This is a genomic window from Streptomyces sp. NPDC041068 (assembly GCF_040647455.1).
Taxonomy (GTDB): Bacteria; Actinomycetota; Actinomycetes; order Streptomycetales; family Streptomycetaceae; genus Streptomyces.
In genome coordinates this window covers 120,128-136,642 of record NZ_JBEZCG010000006.1, presented here as the reverse complement: position 1 = coordinate 136,642, position 16,515 = coordinate 120,128, and the positions used below count along the sequence as shown (strand labels likewise).

The 16,515-nt window shown below is 72.0% G+C and carries 17 protein-coding genes; 11 read left to right on the top strand and 6 right to left on the bottom strand.

Features of this window, described 5'->3' with window-relative positions:
• Positions 1-114: 114 nt before the first annotated feature.
• Entirely contained in the window at positions 115-588 is a 474-nt protein-coding gene (locus tag AB0B50_RS15395) for a MerR family transcriptional regulator (RefSeq protein WP_362330742.1), read from the bottom strand.
• Between the two features lie 135 nt (positions 589-723).
• Here AB0B50_RS15395 and AB0B50_RS15390 point away from each other — a divergent pair, with 135 nt between their 5' ends.
• Both AB0B50_RS15390 and AB0B50_RS15385 read left to right on the top strand, forming a co-directional pair.
• Entirely contained in the window at positions 724-1,215 is a 492-nt protein-coding gene (locus AB0B50_RS15390) for a GNAT family N-acetyltransferase (RefSeq protein WP_362330739.1), read from the top strand.
• A 10-nt stretch (positions 1,216-1,225) separates the two neighbouring features.
• Positions 1,226-2,041: a serine hydrolase domain-containing protein gene (locus AB0B50_RS15385; RefSeq protein ID WP_362330736.1), complete on the top strand. Its 816-nt coding sequence runs from the start codon at positions 1,226-1,228 to the stop codon at positions 2,039-2,041.
• 85 nt (positions 2,042-2,126) lie between these two features.
• Here the strand turns inward: AB0B50_RS15385 and AB0B50_RS15380 are convergent, their stop codons facing one another.
• On the bottom strand, positions 2,127-2,792 hold the full coding sequence (locus AB0B50_RS15380) for a pirin family protein (RefSeq protein WP_362330734.1): 666 nt from the start codon (positions 2,790-2,792) through the stop codon (positions 2,127-2,129).
• A gap of 152 nt (positions 2,793-2,944) precedes the next feature.
• On the opposite strand from AB0B50_RS15380, the gene fasR reads away from it, so the two are divergent.
• The 5 genes from fasR (at position 2,945) to fabF (ending at position 7,794) form a co-directional block, all read left to right on the top strand.
• Positions 2,945-4,084 carry a fatty acid biosynthesis transcriptional regulator FasR gene (gene fasR / locus AB0B50_RS15375; RefSeq protein ID WP_362331598.1) on the top strand — a complete coding sequence of 380 codons (1,140 nt, stop codon included), beginning with the start codon at positions 2,945-2,947 and terminating at the stop codon, positions 4,082-4,084.
• An 89-nt stretch (positions 4,085-4,173) separates the two neighbouring features.
• Entirely contained in the window at positions 4,174-5,085 is a 912-nt protein-coding gene (locus AB0B50_RS15370) for an ACP S-malonyltransferase (RefSeq protein WP_362330731.1), read from the top strand.
• A gap of 28 nt (positions 5,086-5,113) precedes the next feature.
• Positions 5,114-6,115, top strand: coding sequence for a ketoacyl-ACP synthase III (locus AB0B50_RS15365; RefSeq protein ID WP_055700591.1), 1,002 nt, complete (start codon positions 5,114-5,116; stop codon positions 6,113-6,115).
• A gap of 98 nt (positions 6,116-6,213) precedes the next feature.
• Positions 6,214-6,462, top strand: coding sequence for an acyl carrier protein (locus tag AB0B50_RS15360; RefSeq protein WP_016642582.1), 249 nt, complete (start codon positions 6,214-6,216; stop codon positions 6,460-6,462).
• 69 nt (positions 6,463-6,531) lie between these two features.
• The gene (fabF, locus tag AB0B50_RS15355; protein ID WP_362330727.1) at positions 6,532-7,794 is read left to right on the top strand and encodes a beta-ketoacyl-ACP synthase II; all 1,263 of its coding nucleotides are present in this window, start codon (positions 6,532-6,534) and stop codon (positions 7,792-7,794) included.
• Positions 7,795-7,870: 76 nt separating this feature from the next.
• Here the strand turns inward: fabF and AB0B50_RS15350 are convergent, their stop codons facing one another.
• On the bottom strand, positions 7,871-8,365 hold the full coding sequence (locus AB0B50_RS15350; protein ID WP_055700593.1) for a DUF3145 domain-containing protein: 495 nt from the start codon (positions 8,363-8,365) through the stop codon (positions 7,871-7,873).
• 365 nt (positions 8,366-8,730) lie between these two features.
• Here AB0B50_RS15350 and AB0B50_RS15345 point away from each other — a divergent pair, with 365 nt between their 5' ends.
• Together AB0B50_RS15345 and AB0B50_RS15340 are read left to right on the top strand one after the other, a co-directional pair.
• Positions 8,731-9,639, top strand: coding sequence for an SGNH/GDSL hydrolase family protein (locus AB0B50_RS15345; protein WP_362330724.1), 909 nt, complete (start codon positions 8,731-8,733; stop codon positions 9,637-9,639).
• 30 nt (positions 9,640-9,669) lie between these two features.
• The gene (locus tag AB0B50_RS15340) at positions 9,670-10,659 is read left to right on the top strand and encodes an aldose epimerase family protein (protein WP_362330721.1); all 990 of its coding nucleotides are present in this window, start codon (positions 9,670-9,672) and stop codon (positions 10,657-10,659) included.
• 86 nt (positions 10,660-10,745) lie between these two features.
• Here AB0B50_RS15340 and AB0B50_RS15335 read toward each other — a convergent pair whose 3' ends face one another.
• On the bottom strand, positions 10,746-13,406 hold the full coding sequence (locus tag AB0B50_RS15335) for a glycoside hydrolase family 3 C-terminal domain-containing protein (protein ID WP_362330718.1): 2,661 nt from the start codon (positions 13,404-13,406) through the stop codon (positions 10,746-10,748).
• A 160-nt stretch (positions 13,407-13,566) separates the two neighbouring features.
• On the opposite strand from AB0B50_RS15335, the gene AB0B50_RS15330 reads away from it, so the two are divergent.
• Positions 13,567-14,166 carry a TetR/AcrR family transcriptional regulator gene (locus tag AB0B50_RS15330; RefSeq protein ID WP_362330715.1) on the top strand — a complete coding sequence of 200 codons (600 nt, stop codon included), beginning with the start codon at positions 13,567-13,569 and terminating at the stop codon, positions 14,164-14,166.
• Here the strand turns inward: AB0B50_RS15330 and AB0B50_RS15325 are convergent.
• Both AB0B50_RS15325 and AB0B50_RS15320 read right to left on the bottom strand, forming a co-directional pair.
• Positions 14,107-14,508, bottom strand: a complete 402-nt coding sequence (locus AB0B50_RS15325; protein WP_362330712.1) for a RidA family protein — start codon at positions 14,506-14,508, stop codon at positions 14,107-14,109. The two genes, AB0B50_RS15330 and AB0B50_RS15325, sit on opposite strands and share 60 nt — an antisense overlap.
• A gap of 28 nt (positions 14,509-14,536) precedes the next feature.
• A complete protein-coding gene (locus tag AB0B50_RS15320) occupies positions 14,537-15,355 on the bottom strand; it encodes an NAD(P)-dependent oxidoreductase (protein ID WP_362330709.1) in 819 nt (272 codons plus the stop codon).
• 58 nt (positions 15,356-15,413) lie between these two features.
• Between AB0B50_RS15320 and AB0B50_RS15315 the strand changes: the two genes are divergently transcribed.
• Positions 15,414-16,481 carry a LysR family transcriptional regulator gene (locus AB0B50_RS15315; protein WP_362330706.1) on the top strand — a complete coding sequence of 356 codons (1,068 nt, stop codon included), beginning with the start codon at positions 15,414-15,416 and terminating at the stop codon, positions 16,479-16,481.
• Positions 16,482-16,515: the final 34 nt, after the last annotated feature.

Genomic DNA, 16,515 nt, shown 5'->3' with positions numbered 1-16,515 from the left:
GCCGAGGCCCTGGACGCCGACCTCGGGTCCGCCGGTGCCGAGTCGCACCTTCGCGATGTCCGCGGTGATGTGAGGAGGGGTGTTTCCACGGGTGTTCTCAGCCGTCATCGGTGTTCAGGGCCTCTCCGACGCCCGCCGGGCGCTCGCATACGTGTCGATCTTGTAGTCCAGGACGGCAAGGGTGTCCTGCAGCTCCGTGATGCGGGCGCGGACGTCGCGCCGGGTCGCCTCCAGGAGTTCCTGGCGCTCGGCGAAGGTGTGCTCGCCCTCGCGCACCAGCTCGGCGTAGCGGACCATGTCCGCCACGGGCATCCCCGTCAGGCGCAGCTTGCCGACGAGGGAGAGCCAGCGCAGGTCGCGGTTGCTGTAGCGGCGCTGTCCCGTGTGGGAGCGGTCGATGTGCGGCATCAGACCGATCCGCTCGTACCAGCGCAGGGTGTACGCGCTCAGGCCGGTGAAGGCGGCGACCTCGCTGATCGTGTAGTTGTCCTGCCCGTCCGGGCGCGGTGGCCCGGCCGGCACCGAGGCACAGGCCTCGGACCCGGGTGCGGGGCGGGCTGGTGCGGGGGTGGTGTCCATCACCGTCATGCCCCTCACGCTAGGACCTTGGAGTGCGCTCCAAGCAAGTGGATCCGAGGGAATCCGAGGGAATCCGAGGGAATCCGAGGGAAGGGAGCGGAAATCCGAGAGACGTCTCAGCTCATGGTCACTACCGTGCCCGGCATGAATCTTGTGCGCCGGGCCACGCCAGAGGATGCCGAAGAACTGATCAGGCTGCGTCAGGTGATGATCGATTCGGTCTTCGCGGCCGGCTCCGCGATCGAGTCGGACACCAGCTGGCACGCCGAGTCGACGACGACCGTACGGCGTCGGCTCGAGGAACGGCAGGGGGACTTCGCGGCGTTCGTGGTCGACCACCCGGACCGGCCGGGCGGGCTCGCGGCGCTGGTGGCGGGGACGCTGGAGTACCGGATCGGTCGGGTCGGCAATCCGCACGGCCGGGTCGGCCATGTGTTCAGCGTCGCCACCGACCCGGACCAGCGGCGCCGGGGGCACGCGCGGGCGTGCACGGAGGCTCTGCTCGACTGGTTCCGTGAGCGCGGGGCGGGCAGCGTGGACCTCAACACGTCGCCGGAGGCGGAGCCGCTGTACGCCTCGCTCGGCTTCGTGCGCAAGCCCGACCCCTCGATGCGGCTGCGACTGCAGGGCGCTTAGGCTCGTAGGCATGCAGAGCCTGGCGTTGATCGAGAACTGGCCGGTCCCCACCGCTGCCGCCGCCGTCGTCCGTGCGGACGGGACGGTCGTCGGGACGCACGGCCCCACGGACCGGCGTTTCGCACTCGCCTCGGTCACGAAGCTGCTCGCCTCGTACGCGGCGCTCGTCGCCTACGAGGAAGGGGCGATCGAGCTCGACGAACCTGCCGGGCCCGAGGGGTCGACGGTGCGGCACCTGCTCGCGCACACCAGCGGGCTGGCGTTCGACGAGCACCGGGTGACCTCGGCGCCGGGGACGCGGCGGCTGTACTCGAACGCCGGGTTCGAGGTGCTCGGGGACCACATCGCCAAGGCGACGGACATCGCCTTCGGCGAGTATCTGCGGCAGGCGGTGCTCAAGCCGCTGGGGATGACGTCCACCACGCTCGAAGGGGGCCTGTCGCCCGCCAAGGACGGGGTCTCCACGGTCGACGACCTGGTGCGGTTCGCCGCCGAGGTACAGGCGCCGCGGTTGCTCGACGTGCGGACCGTGGCCGAGGCGATGACGGTGACGTACCCGGGGCTGAAGGGCGTCCTGCCGGGGTACGGGCATCAGAACCCCAACGACTGGGGCCTCGGGTTCGAGATCCGGGACTCCAAGTCGCCGCACTGGACGGGGAGTTCATCCTCGCCGCGGACGTTCGGGCACTTCGGGCAGGCCGGGACGTTCCTGTGGGTGGACCCCGACGCGGGCGCCGCGTGCGTCGCGCTGACCGACCGCCCCTTCGGGCCGTGGGCCGTCGAGGTGTGGCCGCCGTTCACCGACGCGGTGCTGGCCGAGCTCTGAGCGGACCGACGGCGGGACCCTCCCTGCGCCGACGGGGCCAACCCTCCCGGCACCGACGGCGCCGCTCCTCCCCCGCCGGGGACCTCTAGGCTCCGGCCATCTCCCACACCAGGAGCTCCACGGGGCCCGCGGCCGACGCGACCACCTCCAGGCCCGCCTCCCCCGTGATCCGCGCCGCGTCACCCGGCCCCAACTGGGCCCCTCCCAGCCGCACTTCCCCGCGCACCACATGGGCGTACGCGAAAGGCGCGTCCGGCAGTGCGGTGCGCTCGCCCGCGGCAAGGCGGCGCACGTGCAGGAGCGCGCCCGCCTCCGGGACCGCGTAGGGCGTCGAGTCGGCGATGCCGCGGACCACTTCGTAGGACGGGTCGCCGCCCGGGGAGAGCGGGGCCAGCCACATCTGGACGAAGACGAGGGTGTCCGCGCCGTCGTTGCGTTCCACATGGCGGACGCCGCCCGCCGCGGACAGGTGCTGGACATCGCCCGGGCGCACCACCGAGGCGTGGCCCGTCGAGTCGCGGTGGGTGAGCTCGCCCTCGACGACCCAGGTCACGATCTCCGTGTGGCTGTGCGGGTGTTCGTCGAATCCCGCGCCGGGGGCCAGGCGCTCTTCGTTGCAGGCCAGGATCGCGCCGAAGCGGAGGTTGTCCGGGTCGTAGTGGGGCCCGAAGGAGAACGCGTGGAACGACTCGATGCCGGCCGTCGGCTCCCCGCCGCGGTACCGGTCGCCGGAGCGCCGTACATCAATCACGTCCCCCACGTTAGCCCCGGCACCGCATGTCCCCGCCCCGATAAGGCAGTCTTGTCCCCGTGCCCGAACCCTCAGCGAACGAAGCCCATCAGGAGCCCCGCCGGGAATCCGGCCCGGACGCCCGTCGGACCGCCCATGCGCACGCCGCGACCCTGAAGCGCCTGGAGAAGTCGTCCGGGAGCCTCGCGGCGCAGGCCATCGCGCGCATGGACGAGACGCTGTCCTGGTACCGGGCGATGCCGCCGGAGAACCGCTCCTGGATCGGTCTGGTCGCCCAGGCCGGTATCGCCGCGTTCACCGAGTGGTTCCGGCACCCGGACGCGCCCCAGGCCATCTCCACCGACGTCTTCGGCACCGCCCCCCGCGAGCTGACCAGGGCGATCACCCTGCGCCAGACCGTGGAGATGGTGCGTACGACGATCGAGGTGATGGAGTCCGCGATCGACGAGGTCGCGGCTCCCGGTGACGAGTCCGTGCTCAGGGAGGCCCTGCTCGTCTACGCCCGCGAGATCGCCTTCGCCACCGCGCAGGTCTACGCGCAGGCCGCCGAGGCACGGGGTGCCTGGGACGCGCGCCTGGAGTCGCTCGTGGTGAACGCCGTGCTCTCCGGGGAGGCCGATGAGGGTGCCGTCTCCCGTGCCGCGGCCCTTGGCTGGAACTCGCCCGAGCATGTCTGCGTGGTCCTCGGCACCGCTCCCGACGGCGACAGCGAGCTGACCGTCGAGGCCATCCGCCGCGCCGCCCGGCACGCGAAGCTGCAGGTCCTGACCGGTGTGCTCGGCGACCGCCTGGTGGTCATCGCGGGGGGCAACGACAATCCGCTGCATGTGGCGAAGTCCTTGATCGGGCCGTACGCCGCCGGTCCCGTCGTGGCCGGGCCCATCGTCCCCGACCTGCTCGCCGCGACCCGCTCCGCGCAGGCCGCCGCCGCCGGGCTCAAGGCCTGTGCTGCCTGGCAGGACGCCCCGCGGCCCGTCCTCGCGGACGATCTGCTGCCCGAGCGCGCGATCGCCGGGGATCCGGCAGCACGCGAACAGCTGGTGGAGGAGATCTACAGACCACTGGAGGAAGCGGGCTCGGCGCTCCTGGAAACCCTCAGTGTCTATCTGGAGCAGGCGAGCAGCCTCGAAGGGGCGGCACGGATGCTCTTCGTTCATCCGAATACCGTGCGCTACCGGCTTCGACGTGTGACTGACGTCACCGGTTGGTCACCTTCCGATGTGCGCTCCGCATTCACGCTGCGGATCGCGCTGATCCTGGGGCGTCTGGCCGACGGGGATCCTCAATCGTAGGATTTTGTCGGGCCTCTACAATTCCCCCAGCCGTTCTTCGTCCCTGTCCCCACGGGCGGGCCCCACCGTCCACAAGAGAGAGTGTGAGAGTGCTCGTACTCGTCGCTCCCGGCCAAGGCGCTCAGACGCCCGGCTTCCTGACCCCCTGGCTCGACCTCCCCGGCGCCGCTGACCGGCTCGCCGCCTGGTCGGACGCCATCGGGCTCGACCTCGCCCACTACGGCACGCAAGGAGACGCGGACGCGATCCGCGACACCGCCGTGGCGCAGCCGCTGCTCGTGGCCGCCGGCATCCTGTCGGCCTCGGCACTCGGTGACATCACACCGGGCGCCGTCGCGGGACACAGCGTCGGCGAGATCACGGCCGCCGCGTACACCGGCGTGCTCACCGACGACGACGCCCTGCGTCTCGTGCGCAAGCGCGGGCTCGCCATGGCCGACGCCGCCGCCGTCACGGAGACCGGCATGGCGGCGCTGCTCGGCGGCGACCCCGAGGTCACCCTCCCGCACCTGGAGAAGCTCGGCCTGACGCCGGCCAACGTGAACGGCGCGGGCCAGGTCGTGGCCGCGGGCACCAAGGAGCAGCTGGCTGCCCTGGAGGCCGACAAGCCCGAGGGCGTGCGCAAGGTCGTCACCCTCAAGGTCGCGGGTGCCTTCCACACGCAGCACATGGCTCCGGCCGTGGCGGCGCTGGAGGAGGCCGCGAAGGGCCTCACCCCCGCCGACCCGAAGTTCGCCTACGTCTCGAACCGCGACGGCAAGACGGTCACCACCGGCGCCGACGTGATCTCCCGTCTGGTCGGCCAGGTGGCCAACCCGGTCCGCTGGGACCTGTGCATGGAGACCTTCCAGGAGCTCGGTGTCACGGCGCTGATCGAGGTGTGCCCCGGCGGCACCCTGACCGGTCTGGCCAAGCGCGCGCTCAAGGGTGTCAAGACGCTCGCTGTGAAGACCCCCGAAGACCTCGACGCGGCCCGCGCGCTCGTCGCCGAGCATTCCTGAGCCGACGACAGACAAGGAGCCGTAGCGCATGTCGAAGATCAAGCCCAGTCAGGGCGCACCGTACGCGCGGATCATGGGCGTCGGCGGCTACCGGCCCACCCGCGTCGTGCCGAACGAGGTGATCCTCGAGACGATCGACTCGTCCGACGAGTGGATCCGCTCCCGCTCCGGCATCGCCACCCGCCACTGGGCCTCCGACGAGGAGACCGTGGCCGCGATGTCCGTCGAGGCGGCGGGCAAGGCGATCGCCGACGCGGGCATCACGCCCGAGCAGATCGGTGGCGTGATCGTGTCCACCGTCTCGCACTTCAAGCAGACCCCGGCCATCGCGACCGAGATCGCGGACAAGATCGGCGCGGGCAAGCCCGCCGCGTTCGACATCTCCGCGGGCTGCGCCGGCTTCGGGTACGGCCTGACCCTCGCCAAGGGCATGGTCGTCGAGGGTTCCGCCGAGTACGTCCTGGTCATCGGCGTGGAGCGGCTGAGCGACCTCACCGACCTGCACGACCGCGCGACCGCGTTCCTGTTCGGTGACGGCGCCGGTGCCGTGATCGTCGGCCCCGCCAAGGAACCGAAGATCGGCCCGACGGTCTGGGGCTCGGAGGGCGACAAGTCCGAGACGATCAAGCAGACCGAGTCCTGGGAGGCGTACCGCAACGGCGCCCCCGACAAGTTCCCTGCCATTACGCAGGAAGGCCAGGCGGTCTTCCGCTGGGCCGTGTTCGAGATGGCGAAGGTCGCCCAGCAGGCGCTGGACGCGGCCGGAATCACCGCGGACGACCTGGACGTCTTCATTCCGCACCAGGCCAACATGCGGATCATCGACTCGATGGTGAAGACTTTGAAACTGCCGGAGCACGTCACGGTCGCCCGTGACGTGGAGACCACCGGGAACACCTCGGCCGCCTCGATCCCGCTCGCCATGGAGCGGCTCCTGGCGACCGGCGAGGCGAAGAGCGGCGACACCGCGCTCGTCATCGGCTTCGGGGCGGGTCTCGTGTACGCCGCCACGGTCGTTACCCTCCCCTAGGCATCACGTCCGGATCTTCCGATCCGTACGGCTGCAACCAACCTGCCGCTGCCGCGGCGGGCGCCACACCCTCTGGATACATACGAAGGAGCGCCAACATGGCCGCCACTCAGGAAGAGATCGTCGCCGGTCTCGCGGAGATCGTGAACGAGATCGCCGGCATCCCGGTCGAGGACGTCCAGCTGGACAAGTCCTTCACCGACGACCTGGACGTCGACTCGCTGTCCATGGTCGAGGTCGTCGTCGCCGCCGAAGAGCGCTTCGACGTCAAGATCCCGGACGACGACGTCAAGAACCTCAAGACGGTCGGCGACGCGACCAAGTACATCCTCGAGCACCAGGGCTGATCCAGCCGTGCTCAGTCGCCACCCGGCGGTGGCGCCGCTGATCCCCTCAACACCGTGGAGAATTTTCCTGTGAACTCGACCAATCGCACCGTGGTCGTCACCGGTATCGGCGCAACCACACCGCTGGGTGGCGACGCAGCGTCGACGTGGGAGGGCCTGCTCGCGGGCCGCTCCGGCGTCAGCGCTCTGGAGCAGGACTGGGCAGCCGAGCTGCCGGTCCGCATCGCCGGTCAGATCGCCGTGGAGCCGGGCGAGATCATCCCCCGGCCGCAGGCCCGCAAGCTGGACCGCTCGGCGCAGTTCGCGCTGATCGCGGCCAAGGAGGCCTGGGCGGACGCCGGCTACACCGCCAAGGCGGGCGAGGACACCTCGGTCGACCCGCACCGTCTGGGCGCGGTCATCGCGTCCGGCATCGGCGGCGTCACCACGCTCCTCGACCAGTACGACGTGCTCAAGGAGAAGGGCGTACGCCGCGTCTCCCCGCACACCGTGCCGATGCTGATGCCCAACTCCCCGGCGGCCAACGTCGGCATCGAGCTGGGCGCCCACGCGGGCGTCCACACCCCGGTGTCGGCCTGCGCCTCGGGCGCCGAGGCCATCGGCTACGCGATCGAGATGATCCGCACCGGTCGCGCCGACGTCGTCGTCGCGGGCGGCACGGAGGCGGCGATCCACCCGCTGCCGATCGTCGCGTTCGGCAACATGATGGCGATGTCCAAGAACAACGACGACCCGCAGGGCGCCTCGCGTCCCTACGACGCCGACCGCAACGGCTTCGTGCTCGGCGAGGGCGCCGGCGTGATCGTCCTCGAGTCCGAGGAGCACGCCAAGGCCCGCGGCGCGAAGATCTACGCGGAGGCCGTCGGCCAGGGCATCTCGGCCGACGCGCACCACATCACGCAGCCCGAGCCGTCCGGCAACGGCATCGCGGCCGCGCTGCAGAACCTGATCGACACGACGGACCTCAAGCCGGCCGAGATCATGCACGTGAACGCGCATGCGACCTCGACGCCGCAGGGCGACGTCGCCGAGATCAAGGCGCTGCGCAAGGCCTTCGGCGACGACGTCGACCACATGGCCGTCTCCAGCACCAAGTCGATGACGGGTCACCTGCTGGGTGGCGCGGGCGGCGTGGAGACCGTGGCCACGGTCCTCGCGCTCAAGAACCGCGTGGCCCCGCCGACGATCAACATCGAGAACCTCGACCCCGAGGTCGACGCGGACATCGTCCGCGACACGGCGCGTCCGCTCCCCGAGGGCAGGATCGCCGCGCTGAACGACTCGTTCGGCTTCGGAGGCCACAACGTCGTCCTGGCGTTCCGGACCGTCTGACCCGGTCGCACTGCGCAACCGAAAGGGCCCCCACCGTGCGGTGGGGGCCCTTTCGCGTACGAGTCGGGGCGTGGGCTCAGACGACCTGGTGCAGCCACCGCACCGGCGCGCCCTCGCCCGCGTACCTGAACGGCTCCAGTTCGTCGTCCCAGGGCTTGCCGAGCAGCTTGGCGAGCTCGGCCTCCAGGTCGCTCTCGCCGCGCTGCGAGCGGGCCAGCGCGGCGCGCAGCCGGTCCTCGGGGATCAGGATGTCGCCGTGGATCCCGGTGACGGCGTGGAAGATGCCGAGCTCGGGAGTGGCGCTGTAGCGCTCGCCCTCGGCGGTGGCACAGGGCTCCGCGGTGACCTCGAAGCGCAGCAGATCCCAGCCGCGCAGGGCTGAGGCGAGCTTGGAGGCGGTGCCCACCGAGCCCTGCCAGGAGAATTCGGATCTCCAGGTGCCCGGCGCCGCGGGCTGCCTGATCCAGTCGAGGCTCACACGCGCACCGAGCACGCCCGCGACAGCCCACTCGACGTGTGGGCACAGCGCGCGCGGAGCGGAGTGCACATACAGAACTCCACGTGTCGTCACCGGGACCTCCAGTGTGGGTCGAGGTTCGCCTTCCCCAGCGGCCTCGCGCCCGTGCCGAGCGATTTTCCCAAAGACTAGAGAAAACTAGAAAAAGGGGACAGATGTGACGTGATGTAATTTAGCGGAACCACAACAGCGGGGCGCCACCGGGTGGATCACCCGCCCTGTCGCTGCCGTGACAGCAGTGGCCCGGCAGCTACGGGCCGAGGCTACCGTGCGGCGGCGCAAGGAGTGTGACGTACCGTCGGTCCGGAGGCCAGGAAACTCCGACCTTTCACCCGGCGGGGCGCAACCCCGGGCAAGCGCACGACGACACGTACGGCGACACGCACCACGTCACGTGGGACGACAGAGGGGACCAGGGGATGCGGAACCGCAGGCACCGCTCGCGCGGCGCCGTCGCTCTCGCGGCGGCGGCCCTTCTCGGCGCCGGCGCGCTCACCGCCTGCGACGCGCAGGGCGGCAACTCCTCGGCCCCGAACGGTCCGTCGGCCCACAAGCCCTCCCCCAAACCCACCCCCACCTGGGACACCTCGCCCCGCTCGATGGCCGCCGTCGGGGACTCCATCACCCGGGGCTTCGACGCCTGCTCGGTCCTCTCCGACTGCCCCGAGGTGTCCTGGGCGACCGGCTCGGACCCCGAGATCAAGAGCCTCGCGACACGGCTGCTCGGGAAGGAGCGTGCCGTCTCGCACAGTTGGAACCACGCGAAGACCGGCGCGCGGATGACGGATCTGTCCGAGCAGATCGAACGGGCCGCCGCCGAGCGGCCCGAGCTGATGACCGTGATGGTGGGCGCCAATGACGCCTGCCGCTCCTCGGCCGCCGCGATGACGCCCGTCGGCGAGTTCCGCGCCGACTTCGAGGAGGCGATGCGCACACTGCGGCGCGCACTGCCGAAGACGCAGGTGTACGTGTCGTCCGTGCCGGACCTGAAGCGGCTCTGGTCGACGGGGCGCACCAATCCGCTGGGCAAACAGGTGTGGAAGCTGGGCATCTGCTCTTCGATGCTGGCCGACCCCGACGACCTGGACACCGGGGCGACGCAGCGGCGCGAGTCGGTGCAGGACCGCGTGATCGCGTACAACGACGTACTCAAGGACGTGTGCGCGAAGGACCGCCGCTGTCGGTACGACGGCGGGGCGGTTTTCGACTACCGCTTCGACGGCGACCAGTTGAGCCACTGGGACTGGTTCCACCCCAGCAAGAACGGGCAGTCGCGGCTCGCCGAGATCGCCTACCGCCAGGTGACGTCCCCCAAGCCCGTGGCGTAGCGGGCCGCGGCCCGGCGTAGGGTCGCGATCATGCGCAGTGAACTCTTCGGGACGCTTCCCGACGGCAGCCCCGTCCACCGCTGGACGCTGGAAAGGGGCGGAGTGCGGGTGCGCGTCCTGACGTACGGCGGCATCGTGCAGTCGGCGGAAGTTCCCGACCGCTCGGGGCGAGTGGCGCCGGTGGCGCTGGGGTTCGAGGGGATCGAGGGGTATCTGAAGCATCCTGGGCCGTACTTCGGGGCGCTGGTGGGGCGGTACGCGAACCGGATCGCGGGCGGCGCCTTCGAACTCGACGGGCGCGCGTACCACCTGGCGCGGAACAACGGGCCCAACGCCCTGCACGGCGGCGAGCGCGGCTTCGACAAGCGGATCTGGGACGCGGAGCCGGTGGGCGAGCACGCGGTGCGGCTCTCGCGGGTCTCCCCCGACGGCGAGGAGGGCTATCCCGGGCGGCTCGCGGTCTCGGCGTCGTACGCGCTGGACGAGGCGGGCGCGCTGCGGATCGCGTACGAGGCGACGACCGACGCGGCGACCGTCGTGAACCTCACCAACCACACGTACTGGAATCTGGCGGGGGCGGGGAGCGGGACCGCGCTCGGACACGAGGCGCGGATCGCGGCCTCGCGGATCACCCCGGTGGACGGTGACGGGATTCCCACCGGGGAGTACGAGGACGTGGCGGGGACGCGCTTCGACTTCGGCGCGCCGCGGGCGCTCGGGCCCGGCCTCGACCACAACTACGTGCTGGACAAGGGCGTCACCGCTGAGCCCGTCGAGGTGGCCGAGCTGAGCGATCCGGGGTCCGGGCGGGTCCTGACCGTGGCGACGACGGAGCCGGGGCTCCAGCTGTACACCGCGGATCACTTCGCGCCCGACCTGCCGTTCGCTCCGGGCGACGGGGTCGCCCTGGAGACGCAGCACTTTCCCGGCTCCCCCAACCGGCCGCGGTTTCCGAGTACGGAACTGCGGCCGGGCGGGGTGTACCGGTCGGAGACGGTGTACGGCTTCTCGGCGCGGTGAGGCGCGGTGAGTTCGTCTGCGGGTCCGTTGTGGCTTGGCGCACGCAGTTCCCCACCACCCTTACGGAGCACCCCTGACGAGGTGCCTCAGACCACCAGCGTCTCGGTCAGGCGGCGGTCCGCGATCGAGCGGCCCGCCTGGACCTCGTACATGCCCGTTCGGTACGTCCAGGCGTTCGTGGTCTCGTCCCACGTCTCGAAGGCGCGGCGCGGGAGTTCGACCGTCACCTCCACGCTCTCGCCGGGTGCCGCCTCGACCCCCGCGAAACCGGCCAGCCAGCGGGCCGGGCGGTCGTCGTCGACGGCGCCGTGGCGGGCGGCGGGGGCGGCGGGGGCCAGGTAGACCTGGACGACCTCGCGGCCCGCGCGCTCACCGGAGTTGCGGACGCGGACCGTGACCGTCGTGCCCTCGACGGTCATCGACTCGTACGTCCAGTCGGTGTAGCCGAGGCCGTGGCCGAAGGCGTACGACGGGGTGGCGCCGGCCTTCTCCCAGGCGCGGTAGCCGATGAACACACCCTCGGCATAAGCGAGCTCACCGTCGGACGGGGTGACCTCGGTGACGGGGGCCGACGCCAAGTCGCCCCAGGTCGTGGGGAGGCGGCCGCCGGGCTCCTCGGTGCCGAGCAGGACGTCGGCGAGGGCGGCGCCACCCTCCTGGCCGGGGAACCAGCCGAGCAGCACCGCGGCGACGTCGTCGCGCCACGGGAGCTCCACCGGGGAGCCGGAGTTGACGACCACCACGGTGTTCGGGTTGGCGGCGGCCACCGCGCGCACCAGGTCGTCCTGGCGGCCCGGCAGCCGCAGGTCCCGGCGGTCGAAGCCCTCGGACTCGACGCGCTCGGTGGTGGCGACGACCACGACCGCGGTGTCGGCGCCGCGGGCGGCCTCGACGGCCTCGGCGATCAACTCGTCGGCGCCGCGCCGCGGGCCGAGGTGGACCAGGGAGAACATGACGCCCGGCAGCGGGGCCGCGGGCGCCTTGCCGAGCGGGTGCCGCAGGGAGATCTCGACGGGCTCGCCCGCGGTGAGCGCCACCCTGCCGCGCTCGACCGGCGAGCCGAAGAATGCCTCGAAGGGGTCGGACTCGGAGCCCATCTCCTGGACGCCCTTGTAGAGGACGTCGCCGCCGACGGTGAGCGTGAAGGCGCCGAGGCCGCGCGTGCCGAAGGTGTGCTCGCCGCTCTCGCGCGGCGTGAAGGTGCCGACGACCTCGACGCTCGCCATGGTCGCGTGGGTGACGCCCGCGGGCAGGTCGTCGCCGATCCACTGGACCTGCCCGGTGGGGAGGTTGCCCTCGCCGAGGACGGTGCCGTCGGCGTCGCGGCAGACCGCGCGGAGCACGAACCCCTTGTCCGCGGGGGCGAGTTCGTCGCTGGGGTCGGCCCCGATCGCGTACGAGAGCGCGCCCTCGGGAAGGGCATCGGTCAGGCCGTCGAGCGGGGAGACGACGCGGGCGGGGAAGACGGTGGCGGAGCCGCCTCCGAGGACGCGGGCGTCGCGGGCCGCGGCGCCGATAAGGGCGACGGTGCCGGTGCGGGACAGCGGCAGGGCGCGATTCTCACCGCGTACCTCGTCGTGCACCTCACCGCGTACCTCGTTGCGTACCTCGTCGTGCACCTCACCGCGCACCTCGTTGCGTACCTCGTCGTGCACCTCACCGCGCACCTCGTCGTGCACCTCACCGCGTACCTCGTTGCGTACGAGGACGAAGGCGCGGCGGGCGATCTCGCGGGCCAGGGCCTCGCCGTCGATCTCGGCGGGCGGTTCGGTGACGACGGGCTCCGCGCCTTCGAGGACGCCGACGCGGGCGGCGAGGCGCAGGACGTTGCGGACGGCGGCGTCGACGGTCCCCTCCGTGACCTCGCCCGCGCGGACGGCGGCGGCGAGCGGCTCGCCGTACACGGTCCGGGGGCCCGGCATGGCGACGTCGAGGCCTCCCTCGATGTCGCCGACGGTGGAGCGGGCGGCCATCCAGTCGGAGACGTTGTAGCCGTCGAAGCCCCACTCGCCGCGCAGGACTTCGCCCACGAGGTGGCGGTGCTCGGTCATGGTCACGCCGTTGACCTGGTTGTACGCGGTCATGATGCCCCAGGGGCGGGCGTTCTCGACGATCGCCTCGAAGGGGGCCAAGTACAGCTCGCGCAGGGCGCGTTGGGAGACCTTGTTGTCCACCGTGAAGCGGTCGGTCTCGGCGTCGTTCGCCACGAAGTGCTTGACGGTCGTGCCGACGCCGCCGGACTGCACACCCTGGACGTAACCGGTGCCGATGACGCCCGTCAGGTAGGGGTCCTCGCTGTACGCCTCGAAGTGACGGCCGCCCAGCGGGGAGCGGTGGAGGTTGACGGTGGGTGCGAGGAGGACGTGCACGCCCTTGCGGCGGGCCTCCTGCGCGAGCAGCACGCCGGCGCGGCGGGCCAGATCCTGGTCCCAGGTGGCGGCGAGGGCGGTCGGGGAGGGCAGCGCCATGGAGGGGTCGTCGGCGGTCCAGCGGACACCGCGCACGCCGATCGGGCCGTCGGACATCACGAGGGGCTTCAGGCCGATCTCCGGCAGGGCGTGCAGCTCCCACATGTTCCGGCCGCCGAGCAGGCGGGCCTTGGCGTCGAGATCCAGCTTGCCGAGCGCGGCTTCGACGGCCGCCTCCCTGGCCCGGTCCCGGTCCCGCCCCTGCTCCCGGCCCTGCCCCTGCCCCTGGTCCTGGTCCTGGTCCGCCCGCGTGGCCTCGGTGGGCCGGGTTCCCGCCATGGCGGTGCCTCCTCGTTGAGTCCGTACCGTGCCGGTCCGTCTGCGCCGGTGCCTCCATCCTGCATCGCACACCTGTAGATCGGTAGGTTCCGTTATGCTGCCGTTATCTCAAGATGCCGTACGGTCCTCCGAGCAGGGACTTCAGGAAGGGGGGCGGGCCATGGCGGCCAGGGCCAGGAGCGAGGAGCGGCGCGCGGAGATCCTCCGGGCGGCGTTCGAGGTCATCGCCGAGCGTGGGTACCGGGGCGCGAGCCTCGGGGCGGTCGCCGAGCGGGTCGGGCTCACCCAGCAGGGCCTGCTGCACTACTTCCCCACCAAGGACGCCCTGCTGGTCGCCGTCCTGGAGGCGCGTGACCAGTGGGACGCGGTGCCGCGCGGCGAGTGGCGGCTCGATCTGCTCGGCTCGTTGGTCGAGTACAACGCGATGCGCCCCGGCATCGTGCAGACCTTCTCGGCCCTGCTCGGCGAGAGCGTCACGGACGGGCATCCGGCGCGGGCCTTCTTCACGGGGCGGTACGAGGCGGTGCGGGCGAACTTCGCGGCGGTGCTGCGCGCCGAGTACGGGGACCGCCTGCCGGGCGGACTCACCCCGGAGGCGGCCGCCCCGCTGATGACGGCCGTGATGGACGGGCTGCAGTACCAGTGGCTGCTCGACCCCGATTCGGTGGACATGCCGGGGGCGTTCAGGGCCTTTCTCTCGCTACTTGGGGAGGGGTCCGGCCGGGGCTCCGACGGCGGCCACGACGTCGACCTCGATTAGGGCCTCGGGGCGGAAGAGTCGCGGGACCTCGACGGTGGTGCTGGTGGGCGGGGTTCCGGTGAGGAACTCCCCGCGTACGGAGGCGTATTCGGCGAGGGTGTCGATGTCCGTCATGAACGTACGGATGTTGATCACGTCGGCGAGCGTGGCGCCGTGGGCCTTCAGGAGGGCGTCGAGGGCCTCGAAGATCCCCCGGGACTGCGTGGCGACGTCGCCACCCTCGGCGATCTGACCCGAGAGGTACAACAACGCACCACCGCCGGCGATTTGGACCCGGGCCACTTGGGAGTAGGGGCCGAGCGGCCGGGGCGCGGTGGTGGGGTTGTCGAGGGTGATCTGCATGATGCTCGCTCCTTGTCGCGGACCGGTGTCAGGCGTCGCGTCGGGCTCGGATGTGGGTGACGGCGCGGGAGATGTCCTCGTGGACGACGTCCGGGTCGGCGGCGGCCGCCTCGAGGTGGCCCGACACGGCCTCCATGACCGGCAGTTGAGCCATGCCGGTGGCCAAGCCGACGTCCTTGACGGCGAGGTCGCTGCCGAAGTGCACGTCGGCGGCGAAGGCGCGGGCGACCGCGCCGGCGAGCGGCCCTCCGGCGAGGGCCGTCTTGGCGGTGGCCTCGTCCAGGCCCAGGGCGTCGGCGAGCTTCATGGCCTCGGCGACGAGGGCGACGCCGCCGATGACCGCCGTGTTGACGACGAGCTTGAGCGCCGCGCCGGAGCCGAGGGCGCCGGTGCGGGTGACGGGGCCGAAGCGGGCGAGAACGTGCTCGACGCCCGCCGCGTCGCCGCCCGCGAGAATGCCGAGGCGTCCGGCCGCGGCCTTGTCGGTGCTGCCCATGACGGGGGCGTCGACGAGGGTGACCCCTGCGGGGACCCGCTCCCCCAACTCCTTGACGAGGTCGGGCCCGACGGTCGACATCTCCACCCAGTGGATGCCGGGGCGCAGCGCGGGGGTGATGGCCTCGGCGACGTCGCGCACGGCGTCGGGGCCCGCGAGCATCGTGATGACGACATCGGCGTCGCGCACGGCGTCGGCGGGGCTCGCCGCGGCCTCGGCCCCGGCGGCGACGAGGGGCTCCGCCTTCGCCGCGGTGCGGTTCCAGACGGTCAACGGGTGGCCTGCGGCGAGGAGTTGACGGGCCATCGGCTCACCCATGTGACCGAGTCCGAGGAATGCGATCTTTTCCATGCCCCCGACGCTAGGCCCGGCTCGGGGATGCGACAAGCGAGGCTCTAGCATGCGAGCCATGCCGAAACCGCATACCGCACGACCGACGGACACCGCGCGACCGGTGGACAGCGCGCAATCGGCGGACACCGCACGCCCGGCGGACAGCGCGCGACCGGCGGACAGCGCGCGACCGGTGGACATCGCGCGACCGGTGGACATCGCACTCCTGCCGGACGCCCCACCCCCCGACCTCTCGACCGTCTGGCTGAGGACCTTCCTGGAAGTGGCCCGGCACGGGTCGTTCACGGTGGCCGCGCGGGAGCTGGGGTGGACGCAGTCCGCCGTGTCGCGGCAGATCTCCGCCCTGGAGTCGGCACTCGGCGGAGCCCCGCTCTTCGACCGGCTGCCGCGCGGGGTGAGCCCTACCGCGCAGGGCCGCACCCTGCTGCCGCACGCGGAAGAGGTGCTGGCCCGACTGCGGCGCGTGGAAAGGGAGTTGGCGTCGCTGCGGGACGGATCGGGAGGGCTGCTGCGGGTCGGGGCGTTCGCGACGGCGGACGCGGGGCTCGTGCCGCGGGCGCTGGCGGATTTCCGCGCCCGCCACCCCGGCGTGGCCCTCACCCGGGAGGAGGGACTCACACCCGTGCTCCTGTCCCGCCTCGCGGAAGGCGAGCTCGACCTGGCGGTGGTCTCGACGACGGGAGGCGCGCTGCCCGACGCCGCGTACGAGCTGCATCATCTGCTCGACGAGACGCTGTACGTCGCGCTGCCCTCGACCCACCCGCTGGCGTCCGAGCCCCACCTCCGACTCCCCCGACTCGCCGACGAGGACTGGATATCCGGGAGCGCACGCGTCGAGGGCACCCTGCTGCACTCGGCGCTCCACCACGGCTTCCGGCCGCGCGTCGCGCACGTCGTCGCGGAGTGGACCGCGAAACAGGGGTACGTCGCCGCGGGGCTCGGCGTGGCCCTGGTCCCCGCGCTGGCGGCCGAGTCGGTGCGCCCGGACATCGCCCTGGTCCCGCTGCGTGACGACTCCGCCCCGACGCGCGCGGTGTACGCGGCGACGCCACGCGGCCGCGCGGTGCCACCCTCGGTGGCGTCCTTCCTGCGGGCGCTGCGGGCGGCCTGCCCGGCCGGGTGACGGGGCGCGCCGCCGGGGCCGTCGTATCAACGAG

What these genes read in the sequence shown, in the direction of transcription:
- AB0B50_RS15395 (WP_362330742.1), bottom strand. Translation starts at nt 588, where the DNA reads ATGACGGTGATGGACACCACCCCCGCACCAGCCCGCCCCGCACCCGGG.
- AB0B50_RS15390 (WP_362330739.1), top strand. Translation starts at nt 724, where the DNA reads ATGAATCTTGTGCGCCGGGCCACGCCAGAGGATGCCGAAGAACTGATC.
- AB0B50_RS15385 (WP_362330736.1), top strand. Translation starts at nt 1,226, where the DNA reads ATGCAGAGCCTGGCGTTGATCGAGAACTGGCCGGTCCCCACCGCTGCC.
- AB0B50_RS15365 (WP_055700591.1), top strand. Translation starts at nt 5,114, where the DNA reads ATGTCGAAGATCAAGCCCAGTCAGGGCGCACCGTACGCGCGGATCATG.
- AB0B50_RS15360 (WP_016642582.1), top strand. Translation starts at nt 6,214, where the DNA reads ATGGCCGCCACTCAGGAAGAGATCGTCGCCGGTCTCGCGGAGATCGTG.
- AB0B50_RS15345 (WP_362330724.1), top strand. Translation starts at nt 8,731, where the DNA reads ATGCGGAACCGCAGGCACCGCTCGCGCGGCGCCGTCGCTCTCGCGGCG.
- AB0B50_RS15340 (WP_362330721.1), top strand. Translation starts at nt 9,670, where the DNA reads ATGCGCAGTGAACTCTTCGGGACGCTTCCCGACGGCAGCCCCGTCCAC.
- AB0B50_RS15335 (WP_362330718.1), bottom strand. Translation starts at nt 13,406, where the DNA reads ATGGCGGGAACCCGGCCCACCGAGGCCACGCGGGCGGACCAGGACCAG.
- AB0B50_RS15330 (WP_362330715.1), top strand. Translation starts at nt 13,567, where the DNA reads ATGGCGGCCAGGGCCAGGAGCGAGGAGCGGCGCGCGGAGATCCTCCGG.
- AB0B50_RS15325 (WP_362330712.1), bottom strand. Translation starts at nt 14,508, where the DNA reads ATGCAGATCACCCTCGACAACCCCACCACCGCGCCCCGGCCGCTCGGC.
- AB0B50_RS15320 (WP_362330709.1), bottom strand. Translation starts at nt 15,355, where the DNA reads ATGGAAAAGATCGCATTCCTCGGACTCGGTCACATGGGTGAGCCGATG.
- AB0B50_RS15315 (WP_362330706.1), top strand. Translation starts at nt 15,414, where the DNA reads ATGCCGAAACCGCATACCGCACGACCGACGGACACCGCGCGACCGGTG.